Source organism: Pseudonocardia sulfidoxydans NBRC 16205 (assembly GCF_007989085.1).
In the GTDB taxonomy this organism is placed as follows: domain Bacteria; phylum Actinomycetota; class Actinomycetes; order Mycobacteriales; family Pseudonocardiaceae; genus Pseudonocardia; species Pseudonocardia sulfidoxydans.
On the sequence record NZ_BJVJ01000115.1, the window covers coordinates 1 to 13069 of the forward strand.

At 74.3% G+C, this 13069-nt stretch carries 14 protein-coding genes; 12 read left to right on the forward strand and 2 right to left on the reverse strand.

The window, feature by feature from the left end; all coding sequences use genetic code 11:
* The first annotated feature begins 290 nt into the window (after positions 1 to 290).
* The 5 genes from PSU4_RS29025 (at position 291) to PSU4_RS29045 (ending at position 5465) form a co-directional block, all read left to right on the forward strand.
* Positions 291 to 647 (forward strand): YraN family protein, encoded by a 357-nt coding sequence (locus PSU4_RS29025; protein WP_147115554.1) that lies wholly within the window; start codon positions 291 to 293, stop codon positions 645 to 647.
* Positions 647 to 2155: a YifB family Mg chelatase-like AAA ATPase gene (locus tag PSU4_RS29030; RefSeq protein WP_147115556.1), complete on the forward strand. Its 1509-nt coding sequence runs from the start codon at positions 647 to 649 to the stop codon at positions 2153 to 2155. The genes PSU4_RS29025 and PSU4_RS29030 overlap by 1 nt, the downstream gene beginning before the upstream one ends.
* The gene (dprA, locus tag PSU4_RS29035; protein WP_147115557.1) at positions 2152 to 3297 is read left to right on the forward strand and encodes a DNA-processing protein DprA; all 1146 of its coding nucleotides are present in this window, start codon (positions 2152 to 2154) and stop codon (positions 3295 to 3297) included. Before PSU4_RS29030 ends, dprA begins: the two co-directional genes overlap by 4 nt.
* 64 nt (positions 3298 to 3361) lie before the next feature.
* Complete coding sequence (locus tag PSU4_RS29040; RefSeq protein WP_147115559.1) at positions 3362 to 4306, forward strand: tyrosine recombinase XerC; 945 nt, start codon at positions 3362 to 3364, stop codon at positions 4304 to 4306.
* Positions 4281 to 5465 (forward strand): FliA/WhiG family RNA polymerase sigma factor, encoded by a 1185-nt coding sequence (locus tag PSU4_RS29045; RefSeq protein ID WP_246115415.1) that lies wholly within the window; start codon positions 4281 to 4283, stop codon positions 5463 to 5465. Before PSU4_RS29040 ends, PSU4_RS29045 begins: the two co-directional genes overlap by 26 nt.
* Positions 5466 to 5618: 153 nt before the next feature.
* Here the strand turns inward: PSU4_RS29045 and PSU4_RS29050 are convergent, their stop codons facing one another.
* Positions 5619 to 6161, reverse strand: a complete 543-nt coding sequence (locus PSU4_RS29050; RefSeq protein WP_373866106.1) for a M23 family metallopeptidase — start codon at positions 6159 to 6161, stop codon at positions 5619 to 5621.
* Positions 6162 to 6540: 379 nt separating this feature from the next.
* Here PSU4_RS29050 and rpsB point away from each other — a divergent pair, with 379 nt between their 5' ends.
* From rpsB to PSU4_RS29080, 6 genes are all read left to right on the forward strand, one after another.
* Positions 6541 to 7443, forward strand: a complete 903-nt coding sequence (gene rpsB, locus PSU4_RS29055) for a 30S ribosomal protein S2 (protein ID WP_147115561.1) — start codon at positions 6541 to 6543, stop codon at positions 7441 to 7443.
* 99 nt (positions 7444 to 7542) lie between these two features.
* The gene (gene tsf / locus PSU4_RS29060) at positions 7543 to 8370 is read left to right on the forward strand and encodes a translation elongation factor Ts (protein ID WP_147115563.1); all 828 of its coding nucleotides are present in this window, start codon (positions 7543 to 7545) and stop codon (positions 8368 to 8370) included.
* 14 nt (positions 8371 to 8384) lie between these two features.
* Positions 8385 to 9143 carry a UMP kinase gene (pyrH, locus tag PSU4_RS29065; RefSeq protein ID WP_147115565.1) on the forward strand — a complete coding sequence of 253 codons (759 nt, stop codon included), beginning with the start codon at positions 8385 to 8387 and terminating at the stop codon, positions 9141 to 9143.
* Between the two features lie 34 nt (positions 9144 to 9177).
* A complete protein-coding gene (gene frr, locus PSU4_RS29070; RefSeq protein WP_147115567.1) occupies positions 9178 to 9735 on the forward strand; it encodes a ribosome recycling factor in 558 nt (185 codons plus the stop codon).
* Positions 9736 to 10068: 333 nt separating this feature from the next.
* The gene (locus PSU4_RS29075; RefSeq protein ID WP_147115569.1) at positions 10069 to 10917 is read left to right on the forward strand and encodes a phosphatidate cytidylyltransferase; all 849 of its coding nucleotides are present in this window, start codon (positions 10069 to 10071) and stop codon (positions 10915 to 10917) included.
* Positions 10918 to 10919: 2 nt separating this feature from the next.
* Positions 10920 to 11666, forward strand: coding sequence for a class I SAM-dependent methyltransferase (locus PSU4_RS29080; protein ID WP_147115571.1), 747 nt, complete (start codon positions 10920 to 10922; stop codon positions 11664 to 11666).
* A 6-nt stretch (positions 11667 to 11672) separates the two neighbouring features.
* Here PSU4_RS29080 and PSU4_RS29085 read toward each other — a convergent pair whose 3' ends face one another.
* Complete coding sequence (locus tag PSU4_RS29085) at positions 11673 to 12191, reverse strand: Rieske (2Fe-2S) protein (protein ID WP_147115574.1); 519 nt, start codon at positions 12189 to 12191, stop codon at positions 11673 to 11675.
* Positions 12192 to 12342: 151 nt separating this feature from the next.
* Here PSU4_RS29085 and PSU4_RS29090 point away from each other — a divergent pair.
* The coding region (locus PSU4_RS29090; protein ID WP_222596441.1) for a hypothetical protein at positions 12343 to 13069 on the forward strand (727 nt) is incomplete at its 3' end.

Sequence of the window (13069 nt, forward strand, 5' to 3'; positions counted from 1 at the left end):
GTCGTGCCTGCGTCGGCCCGCCCGCCCGCCCGCGCTGAGCAGACGACGTAGACGTCGTGCCCGGCGGCAAGGCGCGGCGTGGTGAGGGTTGCGGGGTCCTGTTCCACGTCACCAGAGGCCATGGCGCCGGGTCCGGCGGTAGCCCGCGCTCGCGATCCGCGTACGGACCGCACTGACAGTTCGCGGATGTTCCGGCCTGGAACACGCGAGTTGTCCACATGCGACCCGGACCGTCCACAGCCGGCCCGGACCGGGCCCACGGACGCGTCGCGCAGCCCATCGTGGACGGCATGGCAGCGAAGGACGTGCTGGGGCGCCGCGGCGAGGACGTGGCGGCGCAGTACCTGGAGAAGCAGGGGCTGGTCGTGCTCACGCGCAACTGGCGGTGCCGCGAGGGTGAGCTCGACATCGTGGCCACCGACGCCGGTGTGCTCGTGATCGCCGAGGTCAAGACCCGGTCGGGCACGGGATACGGGGAGCCGGCCGAGTCGGTGACGCCGCGCAAGGTGGCCCGCATCCGCCGCATCACCGACGTGTGGCTCGCCGCGCACCAGGTGCAGTGGTGCCCGATCCGGTTCGACGTCCTCGCGGTGCTGCTGGAACCCGGCAGGCCCGCGACGATCCAGCACTACCGCGAGGCGTTCTGATGGGCGGCCTGGCACGGTCGTGGTCGGTCGCGCTGCAAGGTGTCGACGGCACGGTCGTCGAGATCGAGGCCGCCATCGGCGGCGGGCTCCCCGGAATCCACCTGGTCGGCCTGCCCGACGCGGCGCTGCACGAGTCGCGCGACCGGGTCCGCGCCGCCGTGGTCAACTCCGGTCACTCGTGGCCGAACGAGCGGATCGTGCTGGCCCTCTCGCCGGCGACACTGCGCAAGACCGGATCGGGTTTCGACCTCGCGCTGGCCTGCGGGGTGCTCGCCGCCGATGGCACGGTGCCGCAACGGGCGCTGTACCGGACGGTGCTGCTCGGTGAGCTCGCCCTCGACGGCCGGCTGCGGCCCGTGCGCGGCGTCCTGCCGTGCCTGCTCGCCGCCCGCGCGGCCGGGATGCGTCGCGTCGTCGTGCCCGTCGCGGCGCTGGCCGAGGCCTGTCTGGTCACGGGCCTGGAGATCCACGGCGCCACGACGCTCGCCGAGGCGGTCGACTTCCTGATCGACGGCCGCGCGCTCCACCGGCCCGGGGCCGTCGAGGACGCGCCCCGCGAGGAGCCGCCCGATCTCGCCGACGTCGTCGGCCAGGCCGACGCCCGGCACGCGCTCGAGGTGGCCGCCGCGGGCGGGCACCACATGCTCATGGTCGGGCCGCCGGGCACGGGCAAGACCATGCTCGCCCGGCGCATCGTCGGCCTGCTGCCCGACCTGCCCGCCGACGAGGCGCTCGCCCTCGCTGCGATCCGGTCCGTCGCGGGCAGGCTGCCCGCAGGCACCGCGCTGAGTACCGTGCCGCCCTTCGTCGCCCCGCACCACTCGACGTCGACGGCGGCGCTCGTCGGCGGCGGCAGCGGCATCGCCCGCCCCGGGTCGGTCTCGCTCGCGCACCGCGGGGTTCTCTTCCTCGACGAGAGCGCGGAGTTCGCGCCGAGGCTCCTCGAGTCGCTGCGGACACCGCTCGAGGAGGGCGAGGTCCGCATCTCCCGGGCCGAGGGCACCGTCAGCTACCCCGCCCGGTTCCAGCTCGTCCTGGCCGCCAACCCGTGTCCCTGCGCCCCCGCGCACGACCGCGACTGCATCTGCACCTCGCTCGTCCGGCGTCGCTACCTCGGCAGGCTGTCGGGCCCGCTGCTCGACCGCGTCGACCTGCGCACCTGGATGCATCCGGTCACAGCGCTGACGAGCGACGTGCCCGGTGAGAGCACCGCGACGGTCCGGGCCCGGGTGCTCGCCGCCCGCGCGGCCGCGACCGAACGGTGGTCGGCGCACGGTTGGCGCACCAACGCCGAGGTCCCGGGCCCGGTCCTGCGCTCCCGGTTCGCGCTCCCCGCGGCCGTCCTGCGTCCGTTGGAGACCGGTCTGCGGGCCGGGGATCTCACGGCCCGTGGAGCCGACCGCGCCCTACGGGTGTCATGGACGATCGCCGACCTGGGTGGGCGTGACCGGCCCGACCGGGAGGCCGTCGAGGCGGCGCTGTACTTCCGCGACCGGAGGGCGGCATGAGCGCTCCGACGCCGTCGGTCGATCCCGAGCTCCTCCGCGCGCGGGCCTACCTGTCCCGGGTCGCCGAGCCGCCCGCCGCGGCACTGGCGGCGTTCGTCGACCACGTCGGGCCCGTCGAGGCGGCCGAACGGATCCGCCGGGGCGCGGTACCCGACGTCGTGCGCTCCGCGACCGGGGCCCGGCGCACCGTGGACCGGGTCGACGCCGACCTCGAGGCGGCCGCCGCAACCGGGGCCAGGCTGCTCGTCCCGGAGGACGCCGACTGGCCGCGCTGGGCGTTCGCCGCCTACCCGGCAGCCGGCACCCGTGAGCTCGGCGCGCCCCTCGCGCTGTGGGTCCGCGGCCCGTTGCGCCTCGGCGAGGTCGCGGAGCGGGCGGTCGCGATCGTCGGCGCCCGGGCGGCCACCGGCTACGGCGTGCACATCGCGAGCGACATGGCCGGTGGGCTCGCCGCGGCCGGCGCGACCGTCGTGTCCGGGGCGGCCTTCGGCATCGACGCCGCGGCCCACCGCGGGTCGCTGGCCTCCGACGGGCCCACCCTGGCCGTCCTCGCCTGCGGCATCGACCGCGCCTACCCGGCCGCCCACAGCGAACTGCTCGACCGCATCGCCGCGACCGGGCTCGTCGTCAGCGAGTACCCGCCGGGCGCGGTGCCCGCACGGCACCGCTTCCTCGTCCGGAACCGGCTGATCGCGGGCATCGGCGCCGGGACCGTCGTCGTCGAGGCGGGGCTGCGCAGCGGCGCCCAGCGCACCGCCGCCGACGCCCGCGCCCTCGGGCGCATCCTCATGGCCGTCCCCGGCCCGGTCACGTCCGGTACCTCCGCCGGCTGCCACGAGCTCGTCCGCAACGGGGCACTGCTCGTGACACGGCCCGAGGAGGTGCTCGAGGCCGTCGGCAGGCTGGGCGTCGACCTGGCCGTCGAGCCCGGACGTCCCACCCGGCCGACCGACCGCCTCGATCCCGACCAGGCCGCCGTCCACGACGCCCTGCCCAGCCGGGCCGCCCGCGACGCACGATGGCTCGCGATGGAGGCCGGGTTGCCGCTCGAGACCGTCCGCACCGGACTGCTCGACCTCGAACGGCTCGGCATGGCCGAGTACCGCGACGGGCTGTGGCAACGATCCCTGCCGTCGCGATGAGCAGCGCGACGGACGCGGGCGTGGCGCGCTTGACCCGAGGACCGTCGGCGATGACCGTGGCCCGATGGGGACGCGCCGCTCCGACCACCGGGACACACCGGCCGACCTGCCCGGACGCCTCGCCGCCCACCTCGAGGCGTTCGTCGTGCACCTCGACCGGGAACGTGGCCGATCCGAGCACACGGTGCGCGCCTACCGCGGCGACGTCGCCTCCCTGCTGCGCACCGTGCCCGGCGACGACCTCGCGGCCCTCGACCTCGGTGTGCTGCGCGCCTGGCTCGCCGCCGCCCACGCCGGCGGGGCGAGCCGCTCCACCCTCGCCCGCCGCGCCGCCGCCGTCCGCACCTTCACCGGCTGGGCCCACCGGACCGGGCGGCTCCCCACCGACCCGGGCGACCGGCTCGACTCGCCCCGCGCCCGCCGCACCCTCCCCGCGGTGCTGCGTGCCGACCAGGCCGCCGAGCTCATGGACGCGGCGAGCTCCGGCGCCGCGGAGGAGGACCCGGTCGCGCTGCGCGACCTCGCCCTGCTGGAGCTCCTCTACGCGACCGGGGTGCGGGTCGCGGAGGTCTGCGGCGCCGATGTCGACGACCTCGACCGCACCAGCCGCACCCTGCGGGTCCTCGGCAAGGGCGGCAAGGAACGTGTCGTCGTCCACGGCGTCCCCGCCGAGCGGGCCCTGGAGCGCTGGCTGGCTGTCGGTCGCCCCGCGCTCGCCCGCCCCGACAGCCCGCCCGCGCTGCTGCTCGGCGCCCGTGGGGGCCGGCTCGACCCGCGTATCGCGCGGAAGGTCGTCCACGACGCCGTCGCCGCCGTGCCGGGCGCCCCCGACATCGGCCCGCACGGGCTCCGCCACGCCGCGGCCACGCATCTTCTCGACGGCGGCGCGGACCTTCGTCACGTACAGGAACTGCTCGGTCACGCTACGCTGTCGACCACACAGCTCTACACCCATGTCACGGTCGACAGACTGAAGGTGGTCCATGACCAGGCGCACCCCCGGGCCTGAGCCACTGCTGGCGGAGAACCAGCAGGTCAGTCGGCTGGTCACGGCGCTCGTCTCCGCCCTCTCGTCCGGACGCGACGACGTCGTCGCACCCGCCGATCCGGTCCCGGGACCCGCCTCCGCGGCCCTCGATCCGACTGCGCTGCGTGACCATTCGGGGGTCGGCTGCGTTGACACGCCGATGGGTCACGAACCGGGTACCGAGGTCCGGAAGCCGACGATCGCGGCGGTCGTGCCCGCCGTCGCCGACCTGCCCCCTGCCGCCGGCCTGGCCGCCGCTGCAGAGTCGTCGTCCGCGAGCGGTCCGGCCGCCGAGCCTGCGCTGCGCGTCGTGATCGATGATGTCGCCGGCTCCGCCGAGGCCGACGACCGGTTCCCCGACAACTCGCTTCCGGGCGTCGCGGACGCCGCCGCCGGCGACGCCGATGTCGTCGCGCAGTTGTGGGCGGGCCGCGGCGGGCGCCGCGACCGTGCCGTCCGCGACCTCCTCGTCGCGCACTACGCACCGCTCGTGCGCGGTGTCGCCGCCCGCACCGCGATCGGGCTGCCTGCCAGCGTCGACGCCGCCGACCTCGTCCAAGCCGGCGTGTTCGGCCTGCTCGACGCCATCGCCCGCTACGACCCAGGCCGCGGCATCCGATTCGAGAGCTATGCGGCGCAACGGATCCGCGGCGCGATGCTCGACGAGCTACGGGCCCAGGACTGGGTGCCGCGCACCGTCCGGACCCGGTTGCGTGAGATCGACCGTGCCCGCGAGCGGCTGGAGCGCCGGCTGGGCCGGTCGCCGTCCAACGCCGAGCTCGCCGCCGAGCTCGGCATCCCGACGCGCGACCTGCTGCGCCTGTCCCAGCACCGCCGCCTCGTCAGCGTCGAGGCGTTGCAGGAGCGCCGGCCCGGGGCGGTGGTCGAGGAGGTGGTCGACGATGCCGCCCCCGATCCCGCCGCCGCCTTCGCGCTGCGCGAGACCTACCGCGAGCTCGCCGACGCCGTGCTGGGGCTGGGGGAGCGGGACCGGCTCGTCGTGCAGCTCTACTACGTCGAGAACCGCACCCTCGCCGAGATCGGCACGCTGCTCGGGGTGAGCGAGTCGCGGGTGTGCCAGCTGCACGGCCGCCTCGTCGGACGGCTGCGCGGCCGGATGGACGAGGCCGTCGCGGGCTGACCGCCCCGCCGCGTATCCGCCCTGCCCCGCGTGCCTGGCGCGAACCGTGCCGGGTTCGACGACGGACCGTCCAGACTCTGATCGAACCGGTCCGAGGGCGAACTCGGCGGAACCGGCGAGTCCACCCCCGGGCCGCCACCGGAGCCGGCGCGCTCACCACGGCCACCGCGCAGGCGCCGGGAGCAGCCGGACCCGGCCGGGGCCGACGAGGACGAGCGGGTCGAGATAGTCGGCCTCGCCCCGGCGCACGCCCCAGTGCAGACACGCCGCGGCGGGACAGCCGGCGTGGCCGGGTTCGAGCGTCCCCAGCATCGCGCCCCGTGCGACGAGGTCGCCGACCGTGACGGACGCGGTGACGGGCTCGTAGGTGGTGCGCAGCCCGTCGGGGTGCAGGACGGACACGACGCCGCGGCCGGCGAGGGGGCCGGCGAAGGCGACGACCCCGTCGCGGGCCGCGAGGACCTCTTGCCCGGGCGCGCCGACCAGGTCGGCGCCGCGGTGTCCCGCGGCCCACCGTTCGGACGGCGCCCGGAACCGTTCGGCGACCCGGGGGACCGGCCGCAGCGGCCAGCTGTAACGGGCCGTCCCGGCGCGCTGTGTCCCGTCCGGCGGCGGCTCCGCGCCGGCCGATGCCGACGGCGTGACGAGGACCGTCAGGACCACCGCGACCAGCACGAGCATCGATCTCCGCACCACCCCTCCAGCCTGCGCCGACGGGGCGGCCACCGGGGTCTTCGGTGGGGAAGTTGTGGATCGCCGGGCGCGTTGTGGACAACCGGGTGTCGTGCAGCCACGCCGGGTGAGGGTCGATCGGGCCGACGCGTACACTCGACCTGCACCTCGGAGCGTTCGAGGTGACTTCGCGCGCTCGCGTGCCTCGCTCGCCGCCGGTCCCCGGCCTGGCGGGCGCGGACGGTACCCGGGCGGTCCCGCGAGTCCACGCCTCCCGCCTGCGGGAGGCCGAGGGTGAACGGGTCCGGGTCCGGCGCGGCGCCAGGGCGGACCATCGACCGGTGGTCGGCGAGAACCGTGAGCGCGGCAGGTGCCGCGCCTGATCGAGAGGTGAACATCGGCCATGGCCGTCGTCACCATGAAGCAGCTGCTGGACTCGGGTGTGCACTTCGGGCACCAGACCCGCCGCTGGAACCCGAAGATGAAGCGCTACATCCTCACCGAGCGCAACGGCATCTACATCATCGACCTGCAGCAGACGCTGTCGTACATCGACCGCGCCTACGAGTTCGTCCGCGAGACCGTGGCCCACGGCGGCACGATCATGTTCGTCGGCACGAAGAAGCAGGCGCAGGAGGCCATCGCCGAGGAGGCGGGCCGCGTCAACATGCCGTACGTGAACCAGCGCTGGCTGGGCGGCATGCTCACCAACTTCCAGACAGTGCACAAGCGCCTCCAGCGCCTCAAGGAGCTGGAGTCGATGGAGCAGACGGGGGGCTTCGAGGGTCGCACCAAGAAGGAGATCCTCATGCTCACCCGCGAGAAGGACAAGCTGGAGAAGACCCTCGGCGGCATCCGCGACATGTCGAAGGTCCCCAGCGCGGTCTGGGTCGTCGACACCAAGAAAGAGCACATCGCCGTCGGTGAGGCCCGCAAGCTGGGCATCCCGGTCGTCTCCATCCTGGACACGAACTGCGACCCCGACGAGGTCGACTTCCCGATCCCGGGCAACGACGACGCGATCCGTTCCGCTGCGCTGCTCACCAAGGTCATCGCCCGTGCGGCGGCCGACGGTCTGATGGCCCGTTCGGCGCGCAGCGGTGGCCGTGACGGTGCCGAGGGCAAGCCCGAGGTCGGCAGCGACGAGCCGCTCCCCGAGTGGGAGCAGGACCTGCTGGCCAACGGCGGCGAGGTCGGCTCGGACGGCGCGAGCCTGTCCGCCGCCGGTGCCGCCACCGAGGCCCCGAACGCTGCGGCCGCGGCGGCCCCGGCCACCACCAGCAACGGGACCCAGTCCGCGAACTGACCCGTCGCACCGCGGGTGGACCGGATCCGGTCCACCCGCGGTCCGGTCCGTCCCGGACACGATCTTCACGAACCGACCAGAGGACGAAGAGACTTAGCGATGGCGAACTACACCGCCGCCGACGTCAAGCGGCTCCGTGAGCTCACCGGCTCCGGGATGATGGACTGCAAGAAGGCGCTCGAGGAGTCCGCGGGCGAACTGGACAAGGCCGTCGAGCTGCTGCGCATCAAGGGCGCGAAGGACGTGGGCAAGCGCGCCGAGCGCTCCACCTCCAACGGCCTGGTCGTCGCGCAGGGCGGCACCATGGTCGAGCTCGACTGCGAGACCGACTTCGTCGCGAAGAGCGACGACTTCATCGGCCTCGCCGACAAGATCCTGGCCGTCGCGGTCGAGCAGAAGCCGGCCGACGTCGACGCGCTGGCCAAGGCCCAGCTCGACGGTGGCACCGTGGCCGACGCCGTGCAGGCCCTGTCGGCCCGCATCGGGGAGAAGCTCGAGCTCAAGCGCTACATCCACCTCGACGGCCCGGTCGCGCTGTACCTGCACCGCCGGTCCTCGGACCTGCCGCCGGCCATCGGCGCGCTGGTCTCCTACGAGGCGTCCGACGCCGCCGCGGGTGACGACGCCGCCCGTGGTGTCGCGATGCACGTCGCCGCCGCCCGGCCGCGCTACACCACGCGCGACCAGGTCCCCGGCGACGTCATCGACAACGAGAAGCGGATCGCCGAGGCCACCGCGCGCGAGGAGGGCAAGCCCGAGCAGGTGCTGGCCCGCATCGTCGACGGCCGCGTCAACGGCTTCTACAAGGACGTCGTGCTCCTGGAGCAGCCGTCGGTGCAGGACCCGAAGAAGAGCGTGAAGGCGCTCCTCGACGAGGCCGGCGTGACGGTCAAGGATTTCGTCCGCTTCGAGGTCGGACAGGCCTGAGCAGGTCTTCGAGCATGACTGACGAGGTCGACGCCACCCCCCGCCCCGGATTCCGCCGCGTGCTGCTCAAGCTCGGCGGTGAGATGTTCGGTGGCGGTGGGCTCGGCGTCGACCCGCAGGTCGTGCAGACGGTCGCCCGCCAGATCGCCGAGGTCGTGGCGAGCGGCGTGCAGGTCGCCGTCGTCATCGGCGGCGGCAACTTCTTCCGCGGCGCCGAGCTGCAGCAGGGCGGCATGGACCGCTCGCGTGCCGATTACATGGGCATGCTGGCCACGGTCATGAACTGCCTCGCGCTTCAGGACTTCCTCGAGCGCAGCCACGGGATCGACACCCGTGTGCAGACGGCCATCACGATGGGCCAGGTCGCCGAGGCCTACATCCCGCGCCGCGCGATGCGCCACCTGGAGAAGGGTCGCGTCGTGATCTTCGGCGCGGGCGTCGGCATGCCGTACTTCTCCACCGACACGGCGGGCGCCCAGCGCGCGCTGGAGATCGGGTGCGACGCGTTGCTGCTGGCCAAGGGTGTCGACGGCGTCTACACGGCCGACCCGAAGATTCACGCCGACGCCACGCTGTTCACCGAGATCACCCATCAGCAGGTGCTCGAGCGGGGCCTCAAGGTGGCCGACGCCACAGCGTTCAGCCTCTGCATGGACAATCGGATGCCGATCATCGTGTTCAACCTGCTCACCGAGGGGAACATCGCGCGGGCCGTGCGCGGTGAGAGGATCGGAACGCTGGTGACCACGCCGGACACCGACCGGGCGAACTGACCCGGCCGTCGCCGCCTGAACTCTGGGAGCAGACGTGATCGACGAGACCCTCTTCGAGGCCGAGGAGAAGATGGAGAAGGCCGTCTCCGTGGCCAAGGACGACCTCGCGGCCGTCCGGACGGGCCGGGCGACGCCCTCGATGTTCTCCCGCATCGTCGTCGAGTACTACGGGGCGATGACGCCGCTCAACCAGCTGGCGTCGATCAACGTCCCCGAGGCGCGGATGGCGGTCATCAAGCCCTACGACGTGTCGCAGCTCGCGGCGCTGGAGAAGGCGATCCGCAGCTCCGACCTCGGCGTCAACCCCACCAACGACGGCCAGATCATCCGCGTGGTGATTCCGCAGCTGTCGGAGGAGCGGCGCAAGGAGATGGTCAAGGTCGCGCGCGGCAAGGGTGAGGACGCCCGTGTCACGATCCGCAACCTGCGTCGTAAGGCGATGGAGGAGCTGCACCGCATCGTCAAGGACGGCGAGGCGGGCGAGGACGAGGTCGGCCGTGCCGAGAAGGAGCTCCAGGGCACGACCGACAGGTACGTCCACCAGGTCGACGAGCTGGTGAAGCACAAGGAAACCGAGCTCCTCGAGGTCTGAGCACATGTCCCGCCCCGTCCACGGCAGTGCCGCGTGAGCCTCTCCGGTGAGGCCGCCGCGGTGCCCGGCCGACCCGCCCGCAGGGGCGTGGCCGCGCCGCAGGACGGGGCGCCGCCCTCGAACGGGCCACTCCCGTCGAACGGAGTGCCGTCGAACGGGGCAGCGGTGTCGGGCGCAGCAGCGCCGTCGACGGGAGCCGTGCCGTCGGCTGGAGCTGCGCCGTCGGCTGGAGCTGCGCCGTCGGCTGGAGCCGCGGCGTCGGGCGGGGCCGTGCCGTCGGGCGCAGCAGGGCCGTCGGGAGGAGCAGCGCCGACGACGCCCGGGGCGGGTGCGGTGAGCGACGCGCCGGCCGGCCCGGAGAAGCGGCAGTCGCGCGCCGGGCGGAACCTGGTCGCGGCCATCGGGGTCGGCGTCGGGCTCGGCGTCGTGATCCTGGCGTCGCTGCTGCTGGAACGACACTTCTTCATCGGCGTCATCGCGATCGCGGCAGCCGTCGGCACGTGGGAGCTGGCCGGGGCGCTGCGCCGGGCGGCGGGCATCACCGTGGCGTTGCCGGTGCTGCTGGTCGGCGGGCAGGCGATGGTGTGGCTGAGCTGGCCGTTCGGGCTGCACGGTCTCGTCTCCGCGTTCGGGGCGACCGCGCTCGTCGGGATGATCTGGCGGATGCGCCAGGGTGCCGACGGCTACCTGCGCGACGTCGGCGCGACCCTGTTCGCCGCGGCCTACGTGCCGTTGTTCGCGACGTTCGCCGCCCTGCTGGTGCTGCCGTCCGACGGTGTGGGCCGGGTGCTGACGTTCATGATCTGCGTGGTCGCCTCCGACGTCGGGGGCTACGCCGCGGGGGTGCTCGCGGGCAGGCACCCGATGGCGCCGTCGATCAGCCCGAAGAAGTCCTGGGAGGGCTTCGCCGGGTCGATCGTCGCCGGCACGGTCGCCGGTGCGCTGTCGGTGGTGCTGCTGCTCGACGGCAGCTGGTGGATCGGTGCGATCACGGGAGCGCTGCTCGTCGTCACCGCGACGCTGGGCGACCTGTGCGAGTCCCTCGTCAAGCGTGACCTGGGGATCAAGGACATGGGCACGATGCTGCCCGGGCACGGCGGTCTGATGGACCGGCTCGACTCGATGCTCCCGGCCGCGTTCGTCGCGTGGCTGGTGCTGGGCATCGCCCTGCCGGTCGGCTGAGCGTGGCGACGGTCTACGCCGGGTTCGGGGGGCAGCAGAAGCCCGGGCCGGCGATCCCCAGCCCGAACATCTGGAACTGGCCCGAGGTCTACGAGCGCGAGAACGAGGCGCAGGACGCCGACGGCGCGATCTGGGACGTGCTGCGCACGCTGGCGCCGTGGGCGGGTGCCGACGTCGTCGACATCGGTTGTGGCGACGGTTTCCACCTGCCCTTCTTCGCCGGGGAGGCGGCGTCGGTGGTGGGGGTGGAGCCGCATCCGCCGTTGGTCGGCCGGGCCCGCGCCCGGGTCGGCGGGCTGGAGCGGGTCCGGGTCGTGCAGGCGGGGGCCGCGGAACTGCCGCTGGCCGATGCGTCGGCCGATCTCGTGCACGCCCGCACCGCCTACTTCTTCGGCGCCGGCTGCGAGGCGGGGCTGGCCGAGGCCGACCGGGTGCTGCGTCCGGGTGGGGCGCTGGTGATCGTCGATCTGGACTTCAGCACCGGGCCGTACGGGTCGTGGCTGCGCGCCGACCTGCCGCGCTACGACGCGGCGGCTGTGGAGCGCTGGTTCGCCGGGCGCGGGTTCGGGTTGCGCCGCGTCGACACGGTCTGGCGTTTCGACGACCGGGCGACCCTCGAGGCGGTGCTGGGCATCGAGTTCTCCCGGGAGGTCGCCGCCCGCGCGATCGCCGAGACCCCGGGCCTGACGATCCCGGTCGGCTACCGGGTGCACGTGCGGCGCACCCCCGCCGGGCTCGTCACGCCCTGACCGGTCTCAGCCCAGGACGATCTGGCCGTTCGCGACGGTGACGGCCTTCGTGGTCAGGCCCGTGCGCGCCGGGCCCTTCTCGACGGCGCCGTCGAGGGCGAACGTGCTGCCGTGGCAGGGGCACACGATGGACGCGCCCTGGATCTCGTTGACCTGGCAGCCCTGGTGGGGGCAGCGCGTGGAGAAGCCGGTGTAGGTCCCGGCCGTCGGCTGGGTGACGACGACGCCCTGGTCGCCGTAGATCTTCGCGCCGCCGACGGGCACGTCGGTGGCCGGGCCGAGAGCGCCGGACCCCGAGCCGCCGGACCCCGAGCCGCCGGACCCCGAGCTGCCGGACCCCGAGCCGCCGGAGCCACCCCCGGAGCCGCCGGTCCCGCTGCCCGACGCGGGGTCCGACGAGCAGCCGGTGACCAGCAGCCCGGCGCCGATCGCGGCGACGCCCGCACCGGCGACGACCGCGCGGCGGGACAGCGTCGGCGAGGTGGGCGGGGCGTCGGTCGTGGGGGCGTCGTGGGTGGGGGGCATGGGGTCGTCTCCCGGTGGTGGTGCGGGCGCCGTTCGGGGCGGCGTCGCCGCGGAGCGGATCCGTTGCAGGTTCAACGATGCCAGGGCGGGTGTGGGACTGGTGTGGGGCGGTGCCCGACACCGCGGCGGCCGTGTGGCTACCGTGGATGACATGACGCGACCGATCAGGCTCCCCGACGGGGTGGCCGCTCCCCAGATCGAGACCGTCCTCGGTGTGGTGTGGTGGATCGCCGGCGCGCTCGCCCTCTCGGGCGGCGCGGGCACCGCTCTCATGGCTGTGGGACTCGGAGCGACGGGTGTGCTCTGGACGTTGGTCCGCGGCCGCCAGGGTGGCGGCGCCCCGTTGGGACCGGCGCGGCGTGCGCGCCTGATCCGGCAGGGCGTCGTCGCCGGGGTGCTGGCCCTGGCCGCGCTCGTGGGTCTCGGGATGGTGTCGTGGGGCGAGGTGGCGGTGCCGGTGGCGTCGGCGCTCGTCGCGATCATGCTGTTCTCGGTGGCGCCGATCGTCGGCTCGCGCTCGTTCGTCGCCGTCGGCAGCGGGCTGCTCGTGCTGGCCGCGATCGGCGCGCTGGTGGCGCTCGGCACTGTCGGTGCGACTGCGCCGCAAGGGATCGTCGGGTTCGGTGGCGCGCTGCTGCTGTGGTTCGCGGGTGCCCTGCGCACCGGGGTCCTGGGTGGGCCGACGGTGCGTGCGGTCGGTCGGTGGCTGCGGGCGCGGGTGCTGTCGATCCGGTCCCCGCGGGAACGCCGCGAGGACCGCCAGAGCAGTCAGTCGACGACGTTCACGCCGTCCGGCGCTCGCCCGCCCGCGCCGCACGCCGCGGCCCCGATGCCGCGCCCGGCGCCCGCGCCGGCGCCGCGACGTCCGCCTGCGCCCC

Excerpts from the sequence above, each read along its gene's own strand:
- PSU4_RS29025 (WP_147115554.1), top strand. The coding sequence starts at position 291 with ATGGCAGCGAAGGACGTGCTGGGGCGCCGCGGCGAGGACGTGGCGGCG.
- PSU4_RS29030 (WP_147115556.1), top strand. The coding sequence starts at position 647 with ATGGGCGGCCTGGCACGGTCGTGGTCGGTCGCGCTGCAAGGTGTCGAC.
- dprA (WP_147115557.1), top strand. The coding sequence starts at position 2,152 with ATGAGCGCTCCGACGCCGTCGGTCGATCCCGAGCTCCTCCGCGCGCGG.
- PSU4_RS29040 (WP_147115559.1), top strand. The coding sequence starts at position 3,362 with ATGGGGACGCGCCGCTCCGACCACCGGGACACACCGGCCGACCTGCCC.
- PSU4_RS29045 (WP_246115415.1), top strand. The coding sequence starts at position 4,281 with ATGACCAGGCGCACCCCCGGGCCTGAGCCACTGCTGGCGGAGAACCAG.
- rpsB (WP_147115561.1), top strand. The coding sequence starts at position 6,541 with ATGGCCGTCGTCACCATGAAGCAGCTGCTGGACTCGGGTGTGCACTTC.
- tsf (WP_147115563.1), top strand. The coding sequence starts at position 7,543 with ATGGCGAACTACACCGCCGCCGACGTCAAGCGGCTCCGTGAGCTCACC.
- pyrH (WP_147115565.1), top strand. The coding sequence starts at position 8,385 with ATGACTGACGAGGTCGACGCCACCCCCCGCCCCGGATTCCGCCGCGTG.
- PSU4_RS29085 (WP_147115574.1), bottom strand. The coding sequence starts at position 12,191 with ATGCCCCCCACCCACGACGCCCCCACGACCGACGCCCCGCCCACCTCG.